25 protein-coding genes are annotated in these 25132 nt (G+C 31.1%); 20 read left to right on the top strand and 5 right to left on the bottom strand.

Going from position 1 to position 25132, the window contains the following annotated elements; genetic code table 11:
* The first annotated feature begins 107 nt into the window (after positions 1-107).
* Positions 108-776 carry a ThiF family adenylyltransferase gene (locus QZZ48_RS06385; RefSeq protein WP_294963278.1) on the top strand — a complete coding sequence of 223 codons (669 nt, stop codon included), beginning with the start codon at positions 108-110 and terminating at the stop codon, positions 774-776.
* Between the two features lie 19 nt (positions 777-795).
* Here the strand turns inward: QZZ48_RS06385 and QZZ48_RS06380 are convergent, their stop codons facing one another.
* Together QZZ48_RS06380 and QZZ48_RS06375 are read right to left on the bottom strand one after the other, a co-directional pair.
* Entirely contained in the window at positions 796-930 is a 135-nt protein-coding gene (locus QZZ48_RS06380; RefSeq protein WP_294963275.1) for a hypothetical protein, read from the bottom strand.
* A 94-nt stretch (positions 931-1024) separates the two neighbouring features.
* Positions 1025-1459, bottom strand: a complete 435-nt coding sequence (locus tag QZZ48_RS06375) for a c-type cytochrome (RefSeq protein WP_294963273.1) — start codon at positions 1457-1459, stop codon at positions 1025-1027.
* Between the two features lie 93 nt (positions 1460-1552).
* On the opposite strand from QZZ48_RS06375, the gene QZZ48_RS06370 reads away from it, so the two are divergent.
* The 17 genes from QZZ48_RS06370 to QZZ48_RS06290 all read left to right on the top strand — a co-directional run bounded on the left by QZZ48_RS06370 (position 1553) and on the right by QZZ48_RS06290 (position 18190).
* Positions 1553-2689 (top strand): succinyldiaminopimelate transaminase, encoded by a 1137-nt coding sequence (locus QZZ48_RS06370; protein ID WP_294963270.1) that lies wholly within the window; start codon positions 1553-1555, stop codon positions 2687-2689.
* Positions 2686-3174, top strand: a complete 489-nt coding sequence (locus tag QZZ48_RS06365) for a hypothetical protein (protein ID WP_294963267.1) — start codon at positions 2686-2688, stop codon at positions 3172-3174. Before QZZ48_RS06370 ends, QZZ48_RS06365 begins: the two co-directional genes overlap by 4 nt.
* A 15-nt stretch (positions 3175-3189) precedes the next feature.
* Positions 3190-4503 (top strand): UDP-N-acetylmuramate--L-alanine ligase, encoded by a 1314-nt coding sequence (murC, locus tag QZZ48_RS06360; protein ID WP_294963264.1) that lies wholly within the window; start codon positions 3190-3192, stop codon positions 4501-4503.
* Positions 4503-4832: a hypothetical protein gene (locus QZZ48_RS06355; protein ID WP_294963261.1), complete on the top strand. Its 330-nt coding sequence runs from the start codon at positions 4503-4505 to the stop codon at positions 4830-4832. The genes murC and QZZ48_RS06355 overlap by 1 nt, the downstream gene beginning before the upstream one ends.
* A 191-nt stretch (positions 4833-5023) precedes the next feature.
* On the top strand, positions 5024-5242 hold the full coding sequence (locus QZZ48_RS06350; RefSeq protein WP_294963258.1) for a cold-shock protein: 219 nt from the start codon (positions 5024-5026) through the stop codon (positions 5240-5242).
* Positions 5243-5392: 150 nt separating this feature from the next.
* A complete protein-coding gene (locus QZZ48_RS06345; protein ID WP_294963255.1) occupies positions 5393-7612 on the top strand; it encodes an endonuclease MutS2 in 2220 nt (739 codons plus the stop codon).
* 44 nt (positions 7613-7656) lie between these two features.
* The gene (locus tag QZZ48_RS06340; protein WP_294963253.1) at positions 7657-8106 is read left to right on the top strand and encodes a thioredoxin family protein; all 450 of its coding nucleotides are present in this window, start codon (positions 7657-7659) and stop codon (positions 8104-8106) included.
* Positions 8090-8539 (top strand): hypothetical protein, encoded by a 450-nt coding sequence (locus QZZ48_RS06335; protein WP_294963251.1) that lies wholly within the window; start codon positions 8090-8092, stop codon positions 8537-8539. Before QZZ48_RS06340 ends, QZZ48_RS06335 begins: the two co-directional genes overlap by 17 nt.
* On the top strand, positions 8532-9725 hold the full coding sequence (locus tag QZZ48_RS06330) for an NAD(P)/FAD-dependent oxidoreductase (protein ID WP_294963250.1): 1194 nt from the start codon (positions 8532-8534) through the stop codon (positions 9723-9725). The genes QZZ48_RS06335 and QZZ48_RS06330 overlap by 8 nt, the downstream gene beginning before the upstream one ends.
* 40 nt (positions 9726-9765) lie before the next feature.
* On the top strand, positions 9766-10320 hold the full coding sequence (locus QZZ48_RS06325; RefSeq protein ID WP_294963248.1) for a LemA family protein: 555 nt from the start codon (positions 9766-9768) through the stop codon (positions 10318-10320).
* A gap of 5 nt (positions 10321-10325) precedes the next feature.
* Positions 10326-11288, top strand: a complete 963-nt coding sequence (locus QZZ48_RS06320) for a DUF3137 domain-containing protein (RefSeq protein ID WP_294963246.1) — start codon at positions 10326-10328, stop codon at positions 11286-11288.
* Positions 11285-12070, top strand: a complete 786-nt coding sequence (locus QZZ48_RS06315; protein ID WP_294963244.1) for an EI24 domain-containing protein — start codon at positions 11285-11287, stop codon at positions 12068-12070. The genes QZZ48_RS06320 and QZZ48_RS06315 overlap by 4 nt, the downstream gene beginning before the upstream one ends.
* Positions 12060-12866, top strand: a complete 807-nt coding sequence (locus QZZ48_RS06310; RefSeq protein WP_294963242.1) for a paraquat-inducible protein A — start codon at positions 12060-12062, stop codon at positions 12864-12866. Before QZZ48_RS06315 ends, QZZ48_RS06310 begins: the two co-directional genes overlap by 11 nt.
* 461 nt (positions 12867-13327) lie before the next feature.
* A complete protein-coding gene (locus tag QZZ48_RS06305) occupies positions 13328-15868 on the top strand; it encodes a DNA cytosine methyltransferase (protein ID WP_294963240.1) in 2541 nt (846 codons plus the stop codon).
* Positions 15869-17050, top strand: coding sequence for a restriction endonuclease (locus QZZ48_RS06300; RefSeq protein WP_294963238.1), 1182 nt, complete (start codon positions 15869-15871; stop codon positions 17048-17050). It begins immediately after the preceding gene.
* Between the two features lie 241 nt (positions 17051-17291).
* A complete protein-coding gene (locus QZZ48_RS06295; protein WP_294963236.1) occupies positions 17292-17705 on the top strand; it encodes a hypothetical protein in 414 nt (137 codons plus the stop codon).
* 8 nt (positions 17706-17713) lie between these two features.
* A complete protein-coding gene (locus QZZ48_RS06290; RefSeq protein WP_294963234.1) occupies positions 17714-18190 on the top strand; it encodes a hypothetical protein in 477 nt (158 codons plus the stop codon).
* Positions 18191-18241: 51 nt separating this feature from the next.
* Here QZZ48_RS06290 and QZZ48_RS06285 read toward each other — a convergent pair whose 3' ends face one another.
* The gene (locus QZZ48_RS06285) at positions 18242-20326 is read right to left on the bottom strand and encodes an ATP-dependent helicase (protein ID WP_294963232.1); all 2085 of its coding nucleotides are present in this window, start codon (positions 20324-20326) and stop codon (positions 18242-18244) included.
* Positions 20327-20493: 167 nt separating this feature from the next.
* Between QZZ48_RS06285 and QZZ48_RS06280 the strand changes: the two genes are divergently transcribed.
* Both QZZ48_RS06280 and QZZ48_RS06275 read left to right on the top strand, forming a co-directional pair.
* Positions 20494-21291 (top strand): GGDEF domain-containing protein, encoded by a 798-nt coding sequence (locus QZZ48_RS06280; protein WP_294963230.1) that lies wholly within the window; start codon positions 20494-20496, stop codon positions 21289-21291.
* A 79-nt stretch (positions 21292-21370) separates the two neighbouring features.
* The gene (locus tag QZZ48_RS06275) at positions 21371-23998 is read left to right on the top strand and encodes a valine--tRNA ligase (protein ID WP_294963228.1); all 2628 of its coding nucleotides are present in this window, start codon (positions 21371-21373) and stop codon (positions 23996-23998) included.
* An 11-nt stretch (positions 23999-24009) separates the two neighbouring features.
* Here QZZ48_RS06275 and QZZ48_RS06270 read toward each other — a convergent pair whose 3' ends face one another.
* Positions 24010-24573: a YajG family lipoprotein gene (locus tag QZZ48_RS06270; RefSeq protein ID WP_294963227.1), complete on the bottom strand. Its 564-nt coding sequence runs from the start codon at positions 24571-24573 to the stop codon at positions 24010-24012.
* Between the two features lie 27 nt (positions 24574-24600).
* On the bottom strand, positions 24601-25005 hold the full coding sequence (locus QZZ48_RS06265) for a hotdog domain-containing protein (protein WP_294963225.1): 405 nt from the start codon (positions 25003-25005) through the stop codon (positions 24601-24603).
* Positions 25006-25132 lie beyond the last annotated feature (127 nt).

The raw sequence follows: 25132 nt of genomic DNA, 5'->3' as shown, positions 1-25132 counted from the left end.
TGTTTTTCAGTGAAATGAGTAAAAGATTAGCTAGCTAATTTAGGTGGAAATTGCACTTGTTGTTGGAATTGGCGTATGATATAATTATTTTTTATAAAGGATCAAATATGATGAAATTTTTTCACCGTCAGGTACAACTATGGGGAGAAGATACTCAAACTCTTCTTCAAACTAAAAAGATTGCTGTTATAGGTTCAGGTGGACTAGGAAGTTCTCTAGCTTTTGCTTTAGGTGCTAGTGGTATCGGTGAGATTCACATGGTTGATTTTGATGAAGTATCTCTTCACAATATTCATCGTCAAATTGCTTTTAAAGTAGGTGATGAGGGTAAGAATAAAGCTGTTATTAATGCACAGCTTATAGAGCAGAGATGCCCTTATGTTAAGGCTATAGCTCACGAATGTAACTTTGAAGAATTTTCTAAAAAGAACATTGAGGTTGACCTTATCATAGATGCAACGGATAATCTTCCGAGTCGTGGAGAAATAAACGCTTATGCAAAAGCAAAAAATCTACCATGGGTTTATGGAAGTGTTGAAGCTTTCCATGGTCAGGTTTCTTTTATAGAAGAATCATCTTTTACAGATGCTTTCAAAATTATCAAAAAAACACCAGCAGGTATTGCAGCACCAATAGTTATGCATATTGCTTCTTTACAAGCGAATTTAGCTCTAAGATACTTAGCTGGACTAAGCGTTAAAAAAGATACTTTGTATTATTTATTTTTTAATGAAGAAGGTGAGTTAATAACTCAAAAGTTTGGACTTCCTAAGTAGTTAACTCAACGGGTTGTTCTTATTTATTGATGAACTTAAATATTGTTGATTGAGAATCAATTTTCTTTTTAAGTTTGTCGGCCTCGTGCTCAGTAATTAAATGGCTTTTTAAAGCTTCATCAACTGTAGTTTGTGAAAGATAAACATGTTTCATAGTTACAATACTCCTTTGTTATGAAAGTAACCATGATTATAATGTAATTCTGATAAACATAGAGTAAACCGTTCTCAATTGAGAGACAGTTCAGCTATAATTTAGAAATGTACTCTGCTAAAACCAATATTTGCTCATCATTTAATTTCATAGACTGTCCTTTCATCACAGCTTTCATAGGTCCGCCATAAGTACCATTTTTATATCCATTTAAAGCTGCTGTGGTATCTACTACACTCCAACCTTTTATAATCTTTGATTTTCCAAGAGCCGCTTTTTGTGCATTTTGACCATGACAGCTTGCACAAACTTTATATAATATCTTTGCATCTAAAACTACTTTTTTTACTGGAGTATCTTTAACTAAGACTTCTTTTGGTGCAACTACAGTCTCTACAACAGAAGTTGATTTTACAGGAACACTCTCTTTTATAACTACTTTTGGCTCATTTTTTTGAACATCTTCTTTAGACTCTTGGCTACACCCAAGTAAAAAAAGTGCTAAGGAAAGGGATAATATAATCTTCATAACTGACTCCTATTTATTTTATACAAGGATATCGTTAAAGTACTTCTAATACATTTAAGATATAATTGCTTTACTTAAAATAAGCGATTATATATGAATTTTGAACCATATCCATTTGAAAAACTAAACGATTTACTTGAAAATATTGTACCCAATCCTAAGTATGTTCCATCAGTTTTAACTATAGGTGAACCTCAGTTTGAGACTCCTGCCTTTATACAAAACACACTATGTGATAATGTACATCTTCTCAAAAAATATCCAAAAACTTCAGGTGAAGCAAATCTAAGAGAAGCTCAAAGAGCCTTTGTTAAAAAAAGATTTGATGTTGAACTTAAAGATGCAGAGATTATTCCTACATTTGGAACAAGAGAAGTACTTTTTAACTTTCCTCAGTTTTTACTTTTTGATAAAGAAAATCCAATCATGGCTTTTACAAATCCTTTTTACCAGATTTATGAGGGTGCTGCTATAGCTTCAAAAGCTAAGATGTTACTTATAAATATGGATGAAAGTAACAACTTCAAACCGACAATAGATGAAAAAGAACTTAGTAAGTGTGACCTTGTAATCATTAACTTTCCAAACAACCCAACATCTTCGGTTCTTACTATCCAAGAACTTGCAGAGTGGGTAAAACTAAGTCTAAAGCATAACTTTGTACTTATGAATGATGAGTGTTATAGTGAGATTTATACAAACGAGAAAGTACCATCACTTTTAGAAGCTTCTAAATACGCTGGGAACTTTAATTTTAAAAATATACTAGTAATCAACTCTATTTCAAAACGCTCATCAGCACCAGGTCTTCGTTCAGGATTTATAGCAGGTGATGAGATAATATTAAAAGAGTATATGAAGTATAGAACTTACGTAGGTTGTGCATCCCCACTTCCCCTTCAAAGTGCAGCAGCAATTGCGTGGAGAGAGGAGATACACGTAGAATCAGCTAGAAAAATATATAGAAAAAATTTCTCTATTGCAAAAGAGATATTAGGAACAAAGATACCTGAAGCTACATTTTACTTATGGCTAAAAGTTGATAATCCTTTAGAGTTTACTAAAAAACTTTACCAAGAGTACAATGTAAAAGTTCTTCCTGGCGAGTACTTAGCAAGAGAAGATGCAAACGGTGAAAACCCTGGAAAAAATTTCGTAAGAATAGCTTTAGTTGAGAGCGAAGAAAAAACAAGAAGTGCATTAATAAGAATCAAGGAGTGTTTAGCATGAGCGTAGAAGATTTAAAAAACAAAGTATTAGAGGCACAAAAGAACTCAGACATAGCGTCACTATATGTACTAGAACAAGAGGCTCATGATACATTTGATGAAGATACTATGCCAGGATTTTATGCAAATATATTAGATTTAGCATTAGAAAAACTCACAGATACTTTAGAAGCACATAGAGTTATGGATATAGGTGAAGTACAAGACTTTGCAACACTAAGAGCACTTTATGAATATGCTATGGAATACTATCATTCTGGAAATATTTCAGATGCAAGTGCACTATTTGAAGTGTTAAGTGGACTTACAAAAGATGAACAATTTTCTAGCGCATTAAAATTTCACTGGATAGCTTCTTTAGAAAATATAAACCTTGATGATTTTATGAATAAAATAGCAGATATGGATGCTACGCAAAATGCGGGTACATTTTACATAAGTGCTTTTACAAAAGAGGCACAAGATTTGCTTAAGAAAAGCAAATAAGTTGGGAGTACGCGCATGAAAATTCATTTTATCGGAATTGGTGGAATAGGTATATCTGGCTTAGCACAATACATGCATTACAAAGGGCATGAAGTCGGTGGTTCAGATATTTCTGAAAGTTTGATTACAAAAAAACTACGTGATTTAGGTATAGAAGTTACAGTTCCACATAGTGCAGATACTATAAACTCTCAAGACTTGGTAATCCACTCTGCGATCATTCGCCCTGACAATCCAGAGATAGTTGCTGCTAAAGAAAAAGGTATAGAAGTACTTGCTCGTCGTGAAGCTTTACTTCAAATCCTTGATACTTCAAAAGTATATTCAGTAGCAGGTGCTCACGGTAAAAGTACTACAACAGCTATACTTACAGCTATCATGGAAGGTTCTGCGATTATCGGTGCAGAATCAAAGGCATTTGGCTCAAACGTAAGATATGATGAAGCAAATGATGTAATGCTATTTGAAGCTGATGAGAGTGATGGAAGTTTTATAAACTCAAATCCTCATTGTGCGATAGTAATAAATGCTGAGCCTGAGCATATGGAATATTATGACTATAACTATGAATTATTTTATGATTCATACAAAACTTTTATAAACTCTGCACCTTGTCGTGTTTTAAATGCAGAAGATCCTTTTTTAAGTACTCTATTAGGTGAAGTTGAAGCTCAATGGTTATATCCAAGCAAAGATATTACAAATATTGAGTTTGTACTTATTAACGATGAGCCTCACACAAGATTTACTCTTAAAGATATGGGTTCATTTGATGTATGGGGATTTGGTAAACATATCGCTTTAGATGCAGCCTTAGCAATTTTAGCTGCAAATGATTCTATGGATATTGAAGAGATAAGAACTAAGCTTCTAACATTTAAAGGTATCAAGAAACGTTTCGATATTGTTGGTGCTAAATCTGACAGTGTCATTATTGATGATTATGGTCACCATCCTACAGAGATAAAAGCGACTTTTGAATCTGTCAAAGAGTATGCTAATCTAAAAGGTTTCGATAAGATTACTGCTATCTGGCAACCTCATAAATATTCTCGTACAATAGATAACCTTGAAGAGTTCATAAAATGCTTTGAAGGTGCCGGAGAGTTAATCATACTTCCTGTTTGGTCAGCTGGTGAAGCTCCTCGTCACATTGACTTTAAAGAGAACTTTAAAAATTACAACTTGACAATGGCAGACAATATCCAAAGAGCGAATAACAACATAACTGTAATCAAAGATAAAGAAGCACTGAAAACTTTAGATAAAGGTCTTATCATAGGCTTTGGTGCTGGAGATATAACTTATCAAATAAGAGGAACAGCATAGTGGCTTATATTGCAGGACTTGTAATTGTAGGGCTATTCTTTTTATCTCTACATTACTTTACAGAACTAACAAAATCTCAAAAGACTATGATTACTGCTGTAATCTTAGTTGTCGTACTTAGTGCTATTGCTTTTAACGCTTATAGTAATGCACAAAGAGACAAGATGCTAAAAGTTGTTATGAAATTTAAGCAGAGCAAAACTGTAAAATGTAATAGCATTGATGTTAACAACTCTAATTACACTATTAGTATAGGAACATATACGTTCATAGGTAAAGAAAATACTCCTAATTATGGGCAAATGATTAGTGCTTCTTCTTGTGAATAGTCATATTTCAATATTTAACAACACTTTTTATATAATTCAGATATACTGTTGACAATGAAAGATGATTCTAGTTACATCTTTAGTCGACTTTGTATTGATAACTTCTTGTTAGCAGATAAATTCACCTAAAAATAGACTTTATATTAGATTTTCAACCACCTTTTAAAGGTGTATTAAAACAAGGATTTATAATGGCAGCATTAGTAAACGGTACAGTTAAATGGTTCAACAGCGAAAAAGGTTTCGGATTTATCGAGCAAGAAAATGGTGGTAAAGATGTATTCGTACATTTCCGTCAAGTTAACAGCAATGGTTACGACCGTGTTTCACTAAACGAAGGTCAAAAAGTAACTTTCGAAATTGGTGAAGGCGAAAAAGGCCCTCAAGCAGAAAACGTTACAGGTCTGTAATCTTTCTCTTATTGAGCAGATTTATCTGCTCAATGCTCTTTAAATAACTTCTTTCCAACCCCCCCCCAAAAAAAACTTAATCTCCTTAATAATAAAAATTCAGCTAAAATTACGATAATAAAAGTAATTAATTAGGTATGCAAAAATATTATGTCAATAAACAAAACTTCTAAACTAGATTTACTAATAACTCAACTCGACTTAACAGAACATATAGAGCAGTTTAAAAGCTTTTTTTCACGTAAAAGTTCATTATATATAGAAGGTGACCAAGAGTTGCACTTTCGTTTTATAAAAGCACTTGATAAAGTAGAGTTCAAAGCTCCTCCAAAAGTAGCTGACTTTTACGATATTAAAGGACATCTTAAAAAAAGAGGTGTGTTAAACTTTCCTCAAATATTTGAAATAGTAAAAGTAGTGAGATATTTTCGTTACTTTAAAAATCGTGAACTAGAAGGAATCATCGGTGAGTGGATGAGTAAATTTGAAGTTCATGAAAAGTTTCAGACAATAGAAAAATACTTTACTTCCGATGGCCTATTTGAAGAAAATCTTGATGAGACTCTATTTGGTTTGAGTGCTAGAATAAAAGAGCACAAAAACAATATGAGTAGCTCTATGAAGAGAATTATGTCAAGTTCTAAACTTGCCGGATACTTAGTAGATACTCAGATTCACTATGTTAATGATGAAGAGTGTGTTTTAGTTCGTGGTGGATTTAACCATGTTTTAAAAGGTGCAGTTATTGGAAGAAGTAGTGGTGGATTTTTCTATGTATCACCTGATAGCATCTTAAAATCAAAAGAACAGATTAGATATATAGAACAAGAAAGAGAAGCTATCTTTTACACTTATGCAAAAGAATTCTCATCAACACTTTCAGAAATCCAACCTTTTATTGCTTACATTGATAAAGAGTTTACAAAATTTGACAACTACCAAGCTAGAGTTTTGTTTGCAAAAAGTAAAAACCTTCAACTAATAAAGTCAAAAAATGACTCTAAAATTATTTTAAAAAACTTCACTCACCCTGCTTTGCATAAACCTAAACCAGTTGATGTTGATTTTAGTAAAAATATACTCATGATTACAGGCGTAAATGCCGGTGGTAAAACTATGCTTTTAAAGTCTATTTTATCAGCTGCCTTTATGGCAAAGTATATTATTCCTATGTCACTAAATGAGAATAAGTCACATATAGGAAGTTTCAAAGCAGTTCTATCTATTATAGATGATCCTCAAAATGTTAAAAATGACATCTCAACATTTGCTGGACGTATGCAAGAGTTTTCAAAGATATTTGAATTTAAGTCTGCTCTTGTAGGTATAGATGAGATAGAACTTGGAACTGATAGCGATGAAGCAGCAGCTCTATTTAAAGTTATTCTTGATGATCTTATTAAAAGAGGACAGAAGGTAGTTGTTACAACTCACCATAAACGTTTAGCCGCACTTATGGCTGATAGAGATGATGTAGAGCTTATGGCAGCTATATATGATGAAGAACTAAGAGTTCCAACATATGAGTTTATGCAAGGAATCATCGGCAAAAGTTATGCTTTTGAAACAGCAAGTAGATATGGCATCTCAAATAGTATTGTTAAAGAAGCTAAAGCTGTTTATGGTGACAATAGTGAAAAACTTAGTCTTCTAATAGAGAGAGGTTCTCAACTAGAACGTGAACTAAAACAAAAACATAAAAAAGTTGATGATAGACTTGAAGAGTTAAGACTTAAAGAGTTAGACTTAAAAGAGCAAAAAGAGACTCTTATTAAAGATATAGATGATAAGAAAAACGAACTTAAAGACAGTTATGCACTTGCAATAAATGAAGCCAAAACGGCTGCAAGAGCTGGAGATACAAAAGCTATCCACAGAGCTATGAACAAAGCAAACGACAAATTACCAAAAGAGAAAAAAGAGGTAGTTGCAAATGACTATGTTTTTCAAGTTGGTGACTTTATTAAGTATAGAAATAATAAGGGCAGCATAATATCTATAAAAGAGAAAAAAGAGGCCCTAATTGAAGTTGGAGGAATGAGACTTAGAGTAAAAACTAAAGATCTAAAACCAACTAAAAATATACATGTAAAACCTCGAACAAATATCAAAGTAAATGTTGAGAAAAAATCAGGCTTAAAATGTGACCTACATGGAATGAGAGCTCAAGAAGCAGAAGAAACATTAGATAAGTTTCTCTCAGATGCACTTCTAAATGGCTGGGATGAAGTTATTGTCTATCATGGCATAGGAACAGGAAAACTCTCTTTCGCTGTTAAAAACTTTTTAAAAGCACATCCTAGTGTTAAAAAGTTTGAAGATGCACCACAGCATTTTGGTGGTTTTGGTGCTAAAATGGTTACTCTTTAAAGGATATTTGTGATAATATTTTGTTATTATTATAAAGGCTTAAAATGAAGATATTACTATCACTTTTACTATTTTTTACTTTTGCATTTTCTGCACAACTAGATAAGTTTGCATCTGAAGTAAACTACTCAAGAAACTACAACTCAGCACTTAAACTTGCAAAAGAGCAGAATAAACTACTTATGCTTGTTGTAGTTGGTGATTACTGCCCTTGGTGTAAAAAGTTTGAGCGAAAAACACTAAGCTCTTCTTTGATTAAAAACAAAGTTTCAAAAGACTTCATACCTCTTATTATTGACAAGATAAATGATAAGGGAAAATACCCAGATAAATTTTACTCTAAATATATTCCTACAGTCCATTTTGTAAATCCTAAAACTCAAAATACAATTTTTGAAACTCTTGGGTACATGAAGAAAAAAGAGTTTGCACAAAACATGAACTCAGCTTTAAAAAGTTATAAAGAAGGAAATACTAATGTTGATAAGCATTAAAAAAACAATCTTACTTTTACTAATATCAAGTTCTCTTTTTGCAGGAAGTTTTTTTACACTAGATAATGTAAAATCACTTCGCATCTATATGTCTGCTAAGACCGATATAATCAATCCAGAGCAAAAAGATGCGCTTAAAGATAAGCTTATGAAAAAACTCCAATCTGCAGGTTTTACTTTTGGAGAGGTAGATGCAACCACATTTATGATAAAAATTGAAACTATTGAGGTTGATGATTCTAATGCTATATATGTACAAATTGCTCTTGGAGAAGAAGTTACAACTTCGCGTTCTGGCAATATTAAAAGTTTTGCTTTTACCTATATGGCAAATGATTTTATAGAATCAGAAGAACCATACCAAGATATTGAAGAATCACTAAATTTTCTAATAACAGAATTTCTAGAATCTCATAAAGATGACAATGAATAAAAAAATAGCAATTATTGGCGGTGGCGCTTCTGGACTTTTATGTGCAATTTTTTGTGCACGTAAATCTTATGATGTGGATGTTTTTGAGCAAAATTCTAAATGCGCTAAAAAGATATTAGTATCTGGCAATGGGCGTTGTAATATTACGAACAGAGACTTAACTCCTAATGACTTTTTTAGTGACAACCCATCTTTTGTTATAGATGCACTTGAGAGCTTTGGTTTTAAAGAGTTTAGTCAGTTTGCATCTAGTATAGGTTTACTTTTAGATGTTAAAGATGATGGAAGAGCTTATCCACTTAGCAATGAGTCTAAAAGTGTAGCTTCACTTCTTTTATCTCATGCACAAAACCTTGGCGTTAAAGTTCATATAGATACTAAAATAACAGATATAAAAGAACTTCTTTTAAAGTATGACTCAGTAGTTGTTGCATCTGGTTCACAAGCAGCTGAGCATCTAGGTGGAAACTCTGATGGATATGAGTTTGCAAAAGAGTTCGGTCACAATATAATCCCAACCTACCCTTCCCTTGTTCAGTTTCATCTCGACTCTGCAATAGCTCACAAAATGAGTGGAGTAAAAACTGTTGGCGAAGTGACACTTCTAGTAAATAATAAAAAAGACATCTCAACTAAGGGTGATGTTCTTTTTACAAACTATGGAGTTTCAGGTTTTGCAATACTTGATATCTCTCAAAGAGCAAGTGTAGCTTTAATGGAGTATGCAAAAGTAGATATATCTATAAACCTACTTCCATCTTTTAACGCACAAAAACTCTCAACTCATATTAGCAACTTAGCTAAGGCTATGCCAGACTTCTCTGTTTTAGATGTGTTGGCAGGTCTTGTTCCTCTAAAGATAGCTCAAGGCCTCTTAAAAAGCCTTGAGCTTCCACAAGAAATAAGTGCAAAAGATATCCACACAAAACTTAGTAAAAAGATTGCAAACCAGATGTTAAACTGGCGTTTTGAAGTCACAGACACTCATGGTTTTCGTCACGCTGAAGTAAGTGGTGGTGGAGTTGATACCCTAGAAATAAATCCAAAAACGATGGAATCTCTTAAGCAAAAAAATCTATACTTTTGTGGAGAGGTTTTAGATGTTCTAGGAAAACGTGGTGGTTATAATTTTGCATTTGCTTGGGCAAGTGGCTTTTTATGTTCAAAAGATATAACAAAGTCATAGTTTGATAAACTATTCTCAAATATAAAAAAGGATTTTTAAGATGTCGACAAGTTTAATAGTTTTAATTGTAGTTATTTTAGTTTTAGTTCTTATGTACAATTCTTTAGTTTCAAAAAAGAATCAAGTTGCAAATATCTTTGCAAGTGTTGATACAGTTTTAAAAAAACGCTATGACCTCATCCCAAACCTTGTAAGTACTGTAAGTAAATATATGCAACATGAAAAGTCTCTATTTAATGAGGTAACTAAACTTCGCTCAGATGCAAACAAACCAAATATTAGCGATGAGCAAAAGATAGCTCTAGATGCAAAGGTAAGTTCAGCACTTGGTTCTATTATGGTTGCAGTTGAGAACTACCCTGAGCTTAAAGCAAATGAAAATGTTATGCACTTGCAAGGTACTCTAAATGAAGTAGAAGAGCAGATATCAGCGGCACGTCGTGCTTACAACCAAGCTGTAACTGACTACAACAATGCTTTGGAGATGATACCTACAAACTTTATGGCATCTGCAATGTCTTACAGAAAAAAAGAAGTTTTTGAAATTGTTCAAGCACAAAGACAAAATGTAAATGTTAAAGAGTTGTTTGAATAAAGCAGATGAAAAGTACTAGTAAACTAACAGATTTTTACTACAAAACACTCTACCCTACACTTCAAAAGTTAGAAAAAGATAGAAAAAACCTACGACATAGAATAATTGTAATAGGTGTGATTTTTACTCTTGTAGTTGGACTGATAACTTTTGCTCTGTCTTCCTCTATAGCTCAAGATCCTGATATTCTTTTCTTTATAGGATTTGCTTACTTTGCAATAGCGACTCTAATATATAAGTTTCTCATAAAAGACTATACAAAAGAGTTCAAACAAAACGTCATCAGACCTCTTATACATGCCATTGATGAGAAACTTACATATACGTGCGATAATCATGTCTCAGAACATCTATTTAAACGCTCAGACCTTTTTAGTGAACCTGATAGAATGAGTGGCAATGACTATGTAAGAGGAAATCTTGATTCAACTAAGATAGAGTTCTCAGACTTACATGCTGAAAAAAAGCATAAAGACTCAAAAGGAAAAGTGAGTTGGAGTACTCTTTTTAGAGGTCTATTTATAGTTGCAGAGTTTAACAAAAACTTTCATGGCAAAACTATTGTACTTCCAGACACAGCACAAAGTACTTTTGGTAATCTCATAGGAAACTGGCTACAGTCAAATAACTTCAATAGAGAAGAACTTGTCAAGATGGATGACAACAACTTTGAGAGAGAATTTGTTGTTTACTCATCTGACCAGATAGAAGCAAGATATATTCTTTCTCATTCTCTTATGAAGAGACTTCTTATATTTAAAGAGAAGTCTAAACATCCCGTATATATCTCTTTTATTGGTAATCATATACATATGGCGATCTATTATGACAAGGATCTTTTTGAGCCATCTATATTTCGTTCACTATTAGAGTATAGAATTGCGATGGAATATGTAAAAACTCTTCACTTAGCAATCTCTATAGTGGATGAACTAAAACTAAATCAAAAACTTTGGAGTAAACAATGAGCGAAACAAATCTAATAATACTTAGTGTAAAAGACTTCTTTACAAAACAGATGTTAAAGTACTCTCTTGCACCATTTATACTTACTATAATGATTATGTACATTCTATTTTTTGTAGTAGCTGGCATCGGGGTAGAGAGTCTTGGACAAATGCAGGTTCAAACTACAGAGACTACTATGCAAAATGGTATTCCCCATACTGAGAGTATAAGTACTATGCTTGAAGGCACTGCAATAATTCAGTTTCTTATGAGTTATGCTATTACTTCTTGGATTGCTACATTTCTTATCTATGCTATTGGTAGTTTTATGGTTTTATATGCTTCTATCTTTGTAGCAGTTATAGTTATAGGATTTCTTACTCCATTTGTTCTTAAAGAGCTTCAAAGAAGACACTATAGTGATGTTGAAATGATTGGATATTCAAATATCATAACAGGAATATTATCAGTTGTAAAATGGGCAGCGATAATGATTTTGCTTTTTATACTTTTGATTCCATTTTACTTTATCCCACTAGTAAACATCATAGCCTTTAATCTTCCTCTATATTACTTTTTTCATAAGATGATTTCATTTGATATATCATCAAATATTTGTACTAAAGAAGAGAACAAGCAGATACATTACTTCTCTGCAAATAAAATTAGACTAAAAACTCTAGCTCTTTACCTTGTTTCATTAGTACCATTTGCTATCTTTTTTGGAGCGATATATTATGTGATTTATTTAGGTCATACTTACTTTATAGAGGTTAGAGAAATTCGTAATAATGTTAAATAAAAATCTCTACTCAAGTATACTATCTGCCATTATTGTTTTAATAATTGGCATCATGGCATCTCAAGTCTACTTCTTTTCTATGAAATATGACAAAGACATGGCATCTCGCGCTCAAAACTATAAAATAGAAAGTAAGATAGATACTTATATACAACAAACTAATAACACGATACAAAACTATATTGCAGACTACTTAGATGTTAAGATAAGTACAAAAGAAGTCAAAGAGTTTCAAGAGACTCTAACAAACAAAGACAAGACTAAACTTTATGCAAAACTATATTTCATATCTCTTGGTGTTTTACTTTTAACATACTTTTTTTCTTCTAAAGAAATTTTTCTTGTATCGATTTTAAGCGCTGCACTTATCTCTTGGCTTGTAGGAATTTTAGCACCAATTATGACAATTGAGATTTTTAAAGACTTACCTGTGTTTGGCTACACCATCTTTAAGTATGAATCAAAAGGCATCTGGACTACGGTTGAAAAATTATGGAGTTTACAGAACTATTTTCTAGCTCTAATGATTACACTCTTTAGTATTGCCATACCTGTAGTTAAAACTGTATCTCTGTACTTTAGCGCATTAACAAAGGTAAATATCAAGTATATAGATTTTATAGGAAAGTGGTCAATGGCTGACGTTTTTATAGTTTCTTTGCTTCTTACAAATCTATCTCTTAGTGCAGATGAGTTTACAGATGCCAAGGTTCAAATAGCTATCTACTTCTTTTGTACTTATGTAATACTCTCTATCTTGGCATCTTATATTATTAAAAAAGAGAGTGGAAAATAGTCCAATAATCTTCTTTTGCTTCTATAACAAATTCTTTGGCTTAAGTATCATCATGAGTGTTATGTAAACCTATGAACAAATAACAATCATTTGAGGCTGTTATTTGTCTGTGTGCCACTTAACTATCACTATTTATTTAAGAATAATAGATTAAATATTAAAAAAAACTACAAATTGTCATATTTTAACAGAAATACTACTAATTAACTATCATTAACGATGATAGTTAATTATCTGTTTTAAGGTTCTTCTATATATAATAATGTTGAATAAATAGTTATCTGAACAATAAACACTTTTAATTTACTAAATAATAAAAATGATATTAAACTTTAGATAGAATAAATATTCATAATATAATTACCATTTTTTAATTACATGAAAAGTATTGCATGGTGACATACTTTTAAATAAACTTACATTTTGTTGTTACACTTTTCCAAATGCAATAAGGAAATGTTATGCAAACAACAAGTTTATTTGACTTTATAGATAAATCACAAGGAAAAAACATAAAGGCTTTAACATATATTTCTCTTTTTAGTAGTGCTGGCATTGGTTGCTATGGATTTAAACAACAAGGTTTTAAATGTATCGCAACAAATGAATATTTAGAAAAAAGAATCAAAATACAACAATATAATAATAAGTGTGAATTTGATAGTGGCTACATTCAAGGTGATTTGTCAAAAAAAGAAACACAAGATAAAATTTATAAAGAGTTAGAAAATAACAATGTAAAAGATTTAGACATTTTAATAGCAACACCACCTTGCCAAGGGATGTCAGTTGCCAATCATAAAAAAAACGACCATGAAATAAAAAGAAATTCTTTGGTTGTTGAATCAATTAGAATTGTAAGTAAGATAAATCCAAAGTTTTTTATTTTTGAAAATGTAAGAGCATTTTTAAATACAATATGTACAGATACTGATAATATTGATAAACCAATTGAAGATTCTATTGAATTAAATCTTGGAGGTTCTTATAATATATTATCCAAAGTGGTTAACTTTAAAGAATATGGTTCACAATCAAGCAGAACAAGAACACTAGTTATAGGTGTTAGAAAAGATCTAGTCAACATAAGCCCTTATCAACTTTTTCCTTCGCAACAAAAAGCAAAGAATTTAAAAGCGTTAATTGGTGATTTGCCATCATTGAAAATCATGGGTGAAATATCAGAAGATGATATTTTTCATACATATAGAAATTTTGATATTAAAATGTTACCTTGGATAGAAAATATAATAGAAGGTCAATCTGCATTTGATAATATTGAGCCAACAAGAATACCTCATAAAGTTGTTGATGATAAAATAGTTTTTAATAAAAATAAAAATGGTGATAAATACTCAAGATGGTATTGGAATAGAGAAGCACCTTGTATTCATACAAGAAATGATATTTTAGCTAGTCAAAGTACAATACATCCATCTGATAATAGAGTGTTTAGTATTAGAGAGCTAATGAGAATGATGACAATTCCATCTGAATTTAGATGGTCAAATATAGATTTAAATTCTCTTAACACTCTATCATACGAAGAAAAAAAGAAATACTTAAAACAAAATGAATTAAATATAAGACATTGCATAGGTGAAGCAGTACCCACTAAAATTTTTGAACAAATAGCTTACAATGTAAAAAAAGCCTTCAAGAACAAAGTGCTATCAATTAATGAAATAGATAAGATTATTCAAGAAAACAACTTGCAAGATATACATGTATTAAGAAGTTTTATTACTGAGAATAATTATAAATATGATTTAAATACTTTATATAATATTGCCGAACTTTCAAATATAAAAAGAACTGATACAAAAGCTTATTTTACTAGAGAAGATATTGTTTATAATGTTATAAGTAAACTTCCTAAATTTAAAAATAAAAAGGCTATAAAGATACTTGAACCATCAGTTGGGATAGGTAATTTTTTACCTTTATTATTTAAAAAGTATGAAAATATACAAAATGTTGTTTTGGATATTATTGATATTGACAATGACTCATTAGATACGTTAAAAGTATTATTAACTAAAACAAATATACCTAAAAACTTTACTATTAACTTCACTAATGAAGACTTTTTACTATGGGAAAATAGCTATCAATATGATTTAGTAGTTGGTAACCCACCCTATGGAAAAGTAATAAATAACAAAGCCTTATTAAGTCAATATAAATTAAATTGCGATAATAAAAATACAAATAATTTATTTTCATTTTTTATTGAAAAATCAATAAAAATTTCCAAATATGTATCTTTAATAATTCCAAAAAGTTTAATTAATTCTCCAGAATTTAATCATACTAGAAAAATTATTGAAAGTGAAAACTTACATTCTATTACAGATTATGGCGAAAAGGCTTTTAAGGGTGTAAAAATTGAAACTATTAGTTTTTTATTGGATACTTATAAAAAAGACAAATTCAATAGAGTTAAAATTGAAAGTTACATTACTAATACAATAATGTACCAAAATAAAGATTACATATTTTCTAAAGAATTTCCGTATTGGTTAATTTATAGAAATAGCTTTTTTGATACTATTGTAGATAAAATGGAACTTGATATTTTTGAAAGCTTTAGAGATAGACAAATTACAAAGAAGCACACTTTAAACAGTGGAAATATAAGAGTTTTAAAATCAAGAAACATTGCTAGTAATAGTATTAAGAATATAGATAATTATGATTGTTTTATAAATGAAATAGATAGTTTTATTATATCAAAATATCTAAATCAAAATGACATTGTACTAATTCCAAATTTAACATATAATCCAAGAGCAACTTTTTTACCTAAAGATACTATAACAGATGGTTCTGTTGCACTTTTAAAAGCTAAAAATAATATAAATGTCACTACTAAACATTTGGAATATTATAGTAGCAGTGAATTTACTGAATATTATAAAATTGCAAGGAATAGAGGAACAAGATCTTTAAATATTGATAATAATTCTGTTCAATTTTTTGGATTATTAAAGGAAATATAAATGAAAGATATAATAAATAATTATTTTAATAATTTTGATTTTGATATTAGAAAAAGTAAAAATGCCAGATTTATTGATCATAAAGTAACTGCTGATGTGCTAACAATTATTTCAGATTGTGTTATTGAATTTTCAGAACAAACTAATAATATAGAATTTACTTCAAAAGATATTTGGAACTTCAAATATTCAAGTGAAAATATCAAAGAAGTTTTTGGAAAACCTAATGTTTTAGATAGAAAAGCCAAAAACGAATATAATAAATTTTTTGGTCAGTCTTTAATTGCATTAGCATATACAAAAATATTAATTGGTGAAAAAAGAAGTAATAAATGGTATTTTAAAATAAATAATAAACAAATACTTAAATTTATAGCTATTCGTGAAAGAAATTCACTTATGTTTTTAAATATTTATTTAACTAAAGTTTTAAATGATTCAGATATGTATAAAATTTTTAATGATTTTTTCGACTTACAAACAAAAGAATCTCTTTATCTAGTTAAAAATGAGTATAAAAGAATAATTAGATTAAATACAAAAACTCAAAGTGAACTAGATTTAAATAGAATGTTCCCGAAGGTTTTAAATCCATTAGCTTATGATAGAAAAAAACTAGGTATTGTTGGTGGTTATATTTCTAAAGAAATAATTGGATTTAATGACTTATTTTATAATAGAAAGAATTGGCGAGATATAAAAAAGAAAAGAACTGAAACAAGAAATGAATATGAAGATAGAGCAAAGAGTGAAGTGCAACGCTCAAAAGATGCCTATGTTAAATATACAATTAATAAAGCCACCAATATAGTTAGAAAACTACATTCTCCAACAAGTGAAATAAATGATGATTTATCAGTAGGTGATGCAACTCAAGTACATCATATCTTTATGAAATCAGAATATCCACAAATAGAATCATACATAGAAAATCTAATTTTGCTAACAGGAACTCAACATAATACAAAAGCACATCCAAATAATAATACAAGAATGATAAGTAAAGAGTACCAATTATTGTGTTTATTAGCAAAAAGTGATTCAATTGAAAAATATTATAATACTTACTCAAAAGAAGATTTTCTTTTTGTATTGAAGGTAGGACTAAATACAGAGTTATCTAATAATATTAAATTTAGAGAAATAAAAGAAAAACTTGTAGAATTATACAATGTGGTTTAATTCAACAGATAACAAATCGTAGGAGTCGAACAAGGCTATAGTGCAATTTATCGAGCTTTTATCTTCTAAAGTAAGTTAGATAAAAAACAAATTATTACTGAGTCATATCGCCTTGTCACTTAACTCAGCCGTTATGTACCTACTTAAAAAATGTATATATTAAAAATAATATCCATTCTGCACCTTTATTAATAAAGAACATAATATAATATAATATAAAAAACTATAAAAGGAAGTGGTAATGCCTAAGATACCAGATTATATAAATGGTGTTCAAGTAATAGCTCCTTCAACCGCAAACTTAGATGTTGATAGTGGTTTAATCAAAGCATTAAAACAATGCATAACCTCAAGCATAAGTAATTACGTATTAGAGTCAATCTATATTTCATCAGCTCATGACTCACATAAGTACCCAAGTAGACATATGCAAGGAAAGGGCAAAGCCGTAGATATTTCAAGAATAAATGGTTTACGTATGTCAGTTTATTACACACAAGATTCTAAAGTAGCCGCAATAACTAATGCTATACAAACAAGATTTGAATCTTATCCTGGAAGAAGAGAAAATTTTGGACCATTTTTTAAAAAGAAATTTGGTGATGATTATGTAATATCTGAGCATGGTGACCACATACACCTCTCAATTAATTAAGGAATAATATGAAAAATATTTTATTGATACTATTTTTATTTTTAAATATATCGTGTGCAAAAGACTTGGAAACAAAAGGTGTCAATACTCCTTTTATTAATATTTTAGCAGTTGGAGACAAGCGTGACTTAAATACTATTCCAACTAATTTTGAAAAAAACTTATGGGTGAAGGTTTATACATTACCAAGTAATAAACCAAATAAATGTTTTCCTGAATCACATGGAGTTTGTCAACTTAGTTATTACATAACAAGCTCACAATTAGATGATAGCCCTACAAACAATCTATACACATTAGAGTCATTAGGTGAAATTACTGACTACAAGTGGGAAAACACAGAACTTGTCGATACCGCGATTATTACCATCAAAGTTAACAAGTACACAAAAGAAGCCCTCAATTATAATAAGTCTCTGATAAATGAAATTAAGACATATAAACTTACCATTAATGCAACAAGCATGAGTGTTTTGGAACAATAGGAACATGTTGCATAACAAAATACAGGAGCCAATTATTACTCTCCTTAAACGTTAATCTTCATCCACCTTATCCAACTCTTTTTGAATCAAGGCTCTGTAGGCTTCATCTTTAGGAACTAGACCAGCTTCATATAAAAACTGAGAAGGCATAAAATTTTGTTTTTTAACCTTATCATATTTTGCAAAACTAAGATATAAAAGATCTTTTGCACGTGTAACTGCAACATAAAAGAGTCGTCTCTCTTCATCAAGAGAACCACCTCTTTGCATCAACTTTCTATTTGGAAATCTTCCATCCATCAAATCAACTATAAAAACTTCTTTGTACTCAAGTCCTTTAGAAGCATGTACACTAAGTAGGTTTACACCCTCACCCTGAGTAAGGTCAGATGAACCTAAAATCATTGCATTTAGAAATCTTTCATGTTCTGAATAAGGTTTTGAAAGTTCTTCTAGTAACATCATTTTTCTTGTGATTCTTGTCATTGACTCAACTTTTTGTTTTTCATCAGTTGAACCATCTTTAAGTTGTGCTCTTTTGTTTGAAAGTAAATCAGCAATATATTTAAATACAGCAGATGCAGCTATCTTTTTAACAACTGTTCTTGGTTGTTTGATACCTTTTAAGTCGCGAAACAGCACATAAAAATCATGTAAAAAAGTTGCACTATCTTTTGTAAGTTTTGGATGTTTTAAAATAGGGTTCTTCATAAACTTTGCTTCAAAACCAAGCTTTGCAAACTTTCCTACAGCACCTAGTTCTAAAAAGTCATCAAAGAGACCTAACTGATGATTTAGTTTTCTTTTCTCAAATGGATTTTTTATAGACTCATCAGGAGCATATAGACCATAAAAGATACTTCCATGCCCAAGAGTTTTTAAAGCTATATATATCTCTTTAGCCATTGCACTTCCGATACCACGTGCAAATTCAAAAAGGTGTATAAAAGACATCATATCAGCTTCATTTACAAGAAGTGTATAAAAATCTAAAACTGCTTTAACTTCTTTTGCATCAAAGAAACTTGTTCCACCCTTTCTTTTACAGGGAATATCAAGCTCTCTAAGCCCTACTTCGATACCATCAGCAGAAGAGTTGTTTCTAAAAATAACTGCTATATCTTCATGCTCTGTTTGAGTATCTCTAATCTTTGCAGCTATGGCATGATACTGATCAAACAGCTCATCATAAGCTAAAAGTGTTGGAGCTTGAGATGGCTGATTTCTAGTCACCTCTAGCTGTTTAGGATAGATGCGTTCATTGTGCTCTATTACTTTTGTTGCAAGAGATAAAATAGGCACTGTTGAACGGTAGTTTTTAGTAAGTGTATGAACTATGGCATCTGGATACTTTGTAGTAAAAGAACCTATGATTGAGATATCTGCTCCATTAAAAGCGTAAATACTCTGATCATAATCACCAACACAAAAAAGCGATGGAGGGTTCATAGTTTCTATCAGAGTACCTTGAAGAGCATTTGTATCTTGATACTCATCAACCAGTACTTCTTTATATCCTAAGTGTTTAGTTTTACATATCTCTCTAAAATTTAAAAGTAAATCATTGAAGTTTAAAAAACCATACTCTTTTTTTAGAGCTTCAAACTCATCAACTATATCTGCATATATAAGTGCAAAGAGTTCATGTTCTGGATATGTTTCTATCATCCAATCTTCAAAGTTATTATTTAGTTCTGTATTTTGGAAAAAAGAGTATAAATCATAAAGATAGTTTCCGCCATATGGAGTGATTTCAGCTCCAATATGATCAAATGAACGTTTCTCAAAAACACTTCTAAATAGAGTTTTTAGTTCACGTTGTTGTTTTAAGACAACTTTTCCATCTAGTTTTTTCAACCATCTATAACTAACTGCATGGAATGTTCCTGCTTCTACTTTAGAAGCCACATCTTTTCCAAAATACTCAGCTACTCTCTCAACCATCTCAGCTGCTGCTTTATTTGTAAAAGTAAGTAGTAATATCTCTTGAGGTTTTACACCGTTACTAAGAAGATGACCAATACGCCCAACTATAGTAGATGTCTTTCCTGTACCTGCAGATGCAATGATTAGATTTTGTGCATTATTCGAAGTTGCTGCTACATACTGTTCTTGATTTAAACGAGATAATGGCAAATATAAACCCCTACACAAAATTTTAAGAGTGTGATTATACAAAGATAAGCTTCACAATGTTTTATATATTAGCTTATTTATGTATTTAAAATGTCAGCTTTTAGAGTATGTGATAATTTTTATATGTTATAATAATGACATAAGCTATATAACCAAGGCAGATCAAAATGCAAGACAGAAAAAATACTCTTAAAATAATATCTAATGAAACTAAAAACTCTATAGATCAACTCTCTATTGTAACTCCAAGTATGTACGCTTCTATCTTTTCAAAATATGCTAATAATCATAATACTGATCTTGACAATGAAAATGAACTCTCAAGAGATTTAATGGTTATGGAATGTACAAACCTTACTGATTTACAAACTCAAGCTTCAAAAAATGCAAAAAAATTGAGTGTAAGTGCTACTAAAGCCATAAGTGCAATAAAAGAAAAAGATGAACAGCTACTAAATAGTGTACTTAAAGAGACAGAAGAACTTCGCCGTGAGGTAGAAAAACTTAAAGAGTCTGTTTATAAAGACGAACTTACTAATGCACAAAATAGAAAATGGTTACACGATCACTTTTTAAAAGAAGGTACTCTAGCTATTGTTGATTTAAACTATTTTAAACTTGTAAATGACACATTCGGTCATGTTATAGGTGATAAAGTTCTTATATTTATAGCAAATAAACTAAGACAAACAAAGTACAGTGTTGTTAGATATGGAGGGGATGAATTTATAATCATGTTCTCTAGAAAGGTTTCTTCAGTAAAAGCTATTGCAACCTTAAACAGCATCAGAGAAGAAATAATTTCTAAGAAACTAAAAGCACAAAATGACTCTTTTCATGTTAGCTTCTCATTTGGTGTTTGTTCTTACAATGCGGGTCAAGAATTATCACATGTAATAGAAGAAGCTGATAAGCACATGTATAAGGATAAGATAGAGATTAAAAAAAGAGTTACAGGAATCTAATCTCTTTTTTATAAGCAATATCTCACTTCTTTTAAGATATAATCGCGAAATTTTAAGCACTTAAAACAAGGCGATATATATGTCAAACAGCTATGAACCAAGCGAAATAGAAAACCAATATTACAAAATATGGGAAGATAGAAAGTACTTTGAAGTAGATGGAAATAAAGCCATCCAAGAAGAAGGAAAAAACTTCTCAATCATGATGCCTCCACCAAATGTTACAGGTCGTCTGCACATTGGTCACGCGCTTACATTTACTCTTCAAGATATCATTACTAGATACAAAAGAATGGACGGTTACAAAACTCTTTGGCAACCAGGAACTGACCATGCAGGAATTGCTACTCAAAATGTTGTAGAAAAACAACTTTTAGCAGAGGGCACAACTAAAGAAGAGTTGGGTCGTGAAAAATTCTTAGAACGTGCATGGGCTTGGAAAGAAGAGTCTGCTGGAATCATGACAGACCAACTTCGTAAGATGGGGGTTACTCCAGCATGGGAACGTGAGCGTTTTACTATGGACGCGGGACTTCAAACGTCTGTTAAAGAAGCATTCGTTAAGCTTTATGATGATGGACTTATAGTTCGTGGAAACTATATGGTTAACTGGTGTACACACGATGGTGCACTTAGTGATATCGAAGTTGAACATGAAGATCATAATGGTAAGTTTTACCATATCAAGTACCCTTTTGCAGATGGAAGCGGTCACGTAGAAGTTGCAACAACTAGACCTGAAACATACTTCGGAGATACTGCAGTTATGGTTCATCCTGATGATAAGCGTTACACACACCTTATTGGTAAAAAGATTCGTCTTCCACTTCTTAAAAGAGAAGTAGCTATTATCCCTGATGAGCATGTTGATATGGACTTTGGAACTGGTGTTGTTAAGGTTACTCCTGCTCATGATCAGAATGACTACGAAGTTGGAAAGAGACATGACTTAGAGTTCATTACGGTTTTTGATGAAAAAGGAATTCTAAATGATTACGCTGAAGAGTTCAAGGGTCTTGAGAGAATAGAATCTCGTGACATTATCGTTAAACGTCTTGATGAAGAAGGTTATATCGTTAAGATAGAAGATCATAAACATCAAGTCGGACACTGCTACAGATGTAAAAATATTGTAGAGCCATATATTTCAAGACAGTGGTTTGTTAAAAAAGAAGTAGCTGATAAATCAATTGAGAAAACAAATGCTGGTGAAGCTCAATTTTTTCCTCCACATTGGATTAACTCTTACAACTCTTGGATGGGTGAGTTAAGAGACTGGTGTATCTCTCGTCAACTTTGGTGGGGACATCAAATTCCAGTATTTTATTGTGATGATTGTGACCATGAGTTCGCATCTCAAGAAGAGAATCCTGAATCTTGCCCTAAGTGTGCATCTAAAAACTTAACTCAAGACCCTGATGTTCTTGATACTTGGTTTTCATCTGCTTTATGGCCTTTTTCAACTTTAGGTTGGGGTAATGGAGATGCTGGGAAAGATAAACTATTTCAAGAACAAGATATGAAAGATTTTTATCCAAATACTCTTTTAATTACTGGTTTTGACATCCTTTTCTTCTGGGTAGCTAGAATGATGATGATGGGTGAAAACTTTAACGGTCAGCTTCCATTTAACCACATCTATCTTCACGCTCTAGTTCGTGATGAAAAAGGTGACAAGATGAGTAAGTCTAAGGGAAATGTAATAGATCCTTTAGATATGATTAACAAATATTCTGCTGATATCTTACGTTTTACTCTTGCAATCTCTGCTGCTCAAGGTCGTGATATTAGAATGAGTCAAGAGAAGTTAGAGTTAAACCGTAACTTTACAAACAAGCTTTACAATGCATCTAAATACCTTCAAATGAATGTAGATACTTTCCCTGACTTAAAAGGTTTTTGTGTTAAGACTGATTTAGGTCGTTACATGATGTCTCGTCTTAACTTAGCTACAAAAGAAGTACGTGCAGCTCTTGATGAGTATAAGTTTAACGACGCTGCGACTGTAATGTACAGATTTCTTTGGAATGAGTTTTGTGATTGGGGTATCGAGTTAAGTAAAGCTGACAAAGGCTCTATAGTAGAACTTGGTGCTGTATTTAAAGAGGCAATGAAGCTTCTTCACCCATTTATGCCATTTATCACTGAGCATCTTTATCATGAGCTTTCAGGAACATCTTTAGAGACTTCTGAGTCTATCATGATTTCTTCATTTCCAAGTAAAACAAAACAGAGAAAAGAAGAGAAAAAGTTCGATATTATTATGGATGCTATCGTATCCATTAGACGTGCAAAAGTTCTAGTTGATCTTGCAAATCAAAAAATTGATAAAACATTTGTTAAAGTAGATGGAATCTCAGATAAAGATAAAGAGATGATGACTCCATTTATTATGAAACTTGCAAAAGTTGAAAAAGAGCTTATCTTTACAGATGAAAAAGTTGAAAATGCAGTAAGTGATATTGCTAATAAATGTGAGACTTTTATCCCTACTGACTCTATAGATTTAACTCCGATTATCAACAAACTAACAAAACAAAATGAGAAATTAGATAAAGAGATAGGTAAACTAAATGGAATGCTTAACAACGAAAAATTTGTTGCAAATGCTCCAGAAGATGTACTAGCTAAAAACCGTGAACTTTTAGCAGATGCACAATCAAAACAAGTAAAAGTACAAGAGCAATTAAGCTCTCTTAATAAATAATACTTTATAAATTAATGTCGTGTCAACCTTGACACGACATCATTTATACTATCTGAAAATAACTCATTTAAAAATGGTTCTAAATCTGTAGAACTATATGATGGTTTCATCCACTTTGAAGCAGAAGGTTTGAAATTTTGAGTTATAGTCTCTTTACCTTTTTTAATAATAACTTCTAACTCAATCATACCTTTTAGATTTTTATCAAAACTTTTACCATCATGAATAATCTCTATACTTTTTATATTTACACTCACAACTAAGTCAGCCTCTGCATCTAAAGCAGATTTAAAACCAGCCATATGAAGAGCACTTCTTAAACCATCCATATATTTTTTCTCAAAATTTTCATTGCTAAAAAGCTTTGTAGTTTTTTTACCGTCTTTAAGTATGTAACCTATAGTTTTTTTATCAACTCTTGCATCTACAACAGACTCTATTAAAACACTTTTTTTCTCTTTAGAACTCTCACCTAGATACTGTGCATTATATGAAGAAAGATTTATCGCTTCATTTTTATATGAACATCCACCTAAAAAAACCACAACTGCCAATAAATAAAACATACTTTTCATATCAACATCTCCTAATTAAATTTCTCTCTAAAGCATCTCTTTTACGTAATCATCTACATTATAACGAATAACTTCTCTAACATCTTTTGGTTTAGACTTAGCATCTACTACTACAAACGTAAAGACTGCTTTTGTTGCACTAAACTCTTCACGTGTTTCTCGTGATTTGATTTGAACGTCTACATCTACTTTTATAGAAGTTCTACCAATATGTATTATCTCTGTATATATTGTAAAGATTGCACCATTGTGAATTGGTTTTATAAACTTCATATCACTTACAGCAACAGTTACTGCAGGTGAAAATATAATATCTTCAACAGCTATAGATGCAGCCTTATCCATCTTACCCATTATCCATCCACCAAAAACCGTTCCTGCATGATTAAGGTCTGTAGGAAATACTCTTCCTCTAAGTGCTATCATCTTCATAAAAAATCCTTATCTTATATATTATATTTTTCGCCAATTCCAACAACAAGTGCAATTTCCACCTAAATTAGCTAGCTAATCTTTTACTCATTTCACTGAAAAACACTTCATACGGAGTTTTGTATTT

The organism is Sulfurimonas sp. (assembly GCF_016744025.1).
In the GTDB taxonomy this organism is placed as follows: Bacteria; Campylobacterota; Campylobacteria; order Campylobacterales; family Sulfurimonadaceae; genus Sulfurimonas.
Note: the sequence above shows the minus strand (reverse complement) of the source record. Positions and strands in the feature narration are given on the sequence as shown.

Coding starts and splice junctions, on each gene's coding strand:
- QZZ48_RS06385 (WP_294963278.1), top strand. CDS start 108: ATGATGAAATTTTTTCACCGTCAGGTACAACTATGGGGAGAAGATACT.
- QZZ48_RS06380 (WP_294963275.1), bottom strand. CDS start 930: ATGAAACATGTTTATCTTTCACAAACTACAGTTGATGAAGCTTTAAAA.
- QZZ48_RS06375 (WP_294963273.1), bottom strand. CDS start 1,459: ATGAAGATTATATTATCCCTTTCCTTAGCACTTTTTTTACTTGGGTGT.
- QZZ48_RS06370 (WP_294963270.1), top strand. CDS start 1,553: ATGAATTTTGAACCATATCCATTTGAAAAACTAAACGATTTACTTGAA.
- QZZ48_RS06365 (WP_294963267.1), top strand. CDS start 2,686: ATGAGCGTAGAAGATTTAAAAAACAAAGTATTAGAGGCACAAAAGAAC.
- murC (WP_294963264.1), top strand. CDS start 3,190: ATGAAAATTCATTTTATCGGAATTGGTGGAATAGGTATATCTGGCTTA.
- QZZ48_RS06350 (WP_294963258.1), top strand. CDS start 5,024: ATGGCAGCATTAGTAAACGGTACAGTTAAATGGTTCAACAGCGAAAAA.
- QZZ48_RS06345 (WP_294963255.1), top strand. CDS start 5,393: ATGTCAATAAACAAAACTTCTAAACTAGATTTACTAATAACTCAACTC.
- QZZ48_RS06340 (WP_294963253.1), top strand. CDS start 7,657: ATGAAGATATTACTATCACTTTTACTATTTTTTACTTTTGCATTTTCT.
- QZZ48_RS06335 (WP_294963251.1), top strand. CDS start 8,090: ATGTTGATAAGCATTAAAAAAACAATCTTACTTTTACTAATATCAAGT.
- QZZ48_RS06330 (WP_294963250.1), top strand. CDS start 8,532: ATGAATAAAAAAATAGCAATTATTGGCGGTGGCGCTTCTGGACTTTTA.
- QZZ48_RS06325 (WP_294963248.1), top strand. CDS start 9,766: ATGTCGACAAGTTTAATAGTTTTAATTGTAGTTATTTTAGTTTTAGTT.
- QZZ48_RS06320 (WP_294963246.1), top strand. CDS start 10,326: ATGAAAAGTACTAGTAAACTAACAGATTTTTACTACAAAACACTCTAC.
- QZZ48_RS06315 (WP_294963244.1), top strand. CDS start 11,285: ATGAGCGAAACAAATCTAATAATACTTAGTGTAAAAGACTTCTTTACA.
- QZZ48_RS06310 (WP_294963242.1), top strand. CDS start 12,060: ATGTTAAATAAAAATCTCTACTCAAGTATACTATCTGCCATTATTGTT.
- QZZ48_RS06305 (WP_294963240.1), top strand. CDS start 13,328: ATGCAAACAACAAGTTTATTTGACTTTATAGATAAATCACAAGGAAAA.
- QZZ48_RS06300 (WP_294963238.1), top strand. CDS start 15,869: ATGAAAGATATAATAAATAATTATTTTAATAATTTTGATTTTGATATT.
- QZZ48_RS06295 (WP_294963236.1), top strand. CDS start 17,292: ATGCCTAAGATACCAGATTATATAAATGGTGTTCAAGTAATAGCTCCT.
- QZZ48_RS06290 (WP_294963234.1), top strand. CDS start 17,714: ATGAAAAATATTTTATTGATACTATTTTTATTTTTAAATATATCGTGT.
- QZZ48_RS06280 (WP_294963230.1), top strand. CDS start 20,494: ATGCAAGACAGAAAAAATACTCTTAAAATAATATCTAATGAAACTAAA.
- QZZ48_RS06275 (WP_294963228.1), top strand. CDS start 21,371: ATGTCAAACAGCTATGAACCAAGCGAAATAGAAAACCAATATTACAAA.
- QZZ48_RS06270 (WP_294963227.1), bottom strand. CDS start 24,573: ATGAAAAGTATGTTTTATTTATTGGCAGTTGTGGTTTTTTTAGGTGGA.
- QZZ48_RS06265 (WP_294963225.1), bottom strand. CDS start 25,005: ATGAAGATGATAGCACTTAGAGGAAGAGTATTTCCTACAGACCTTAAT.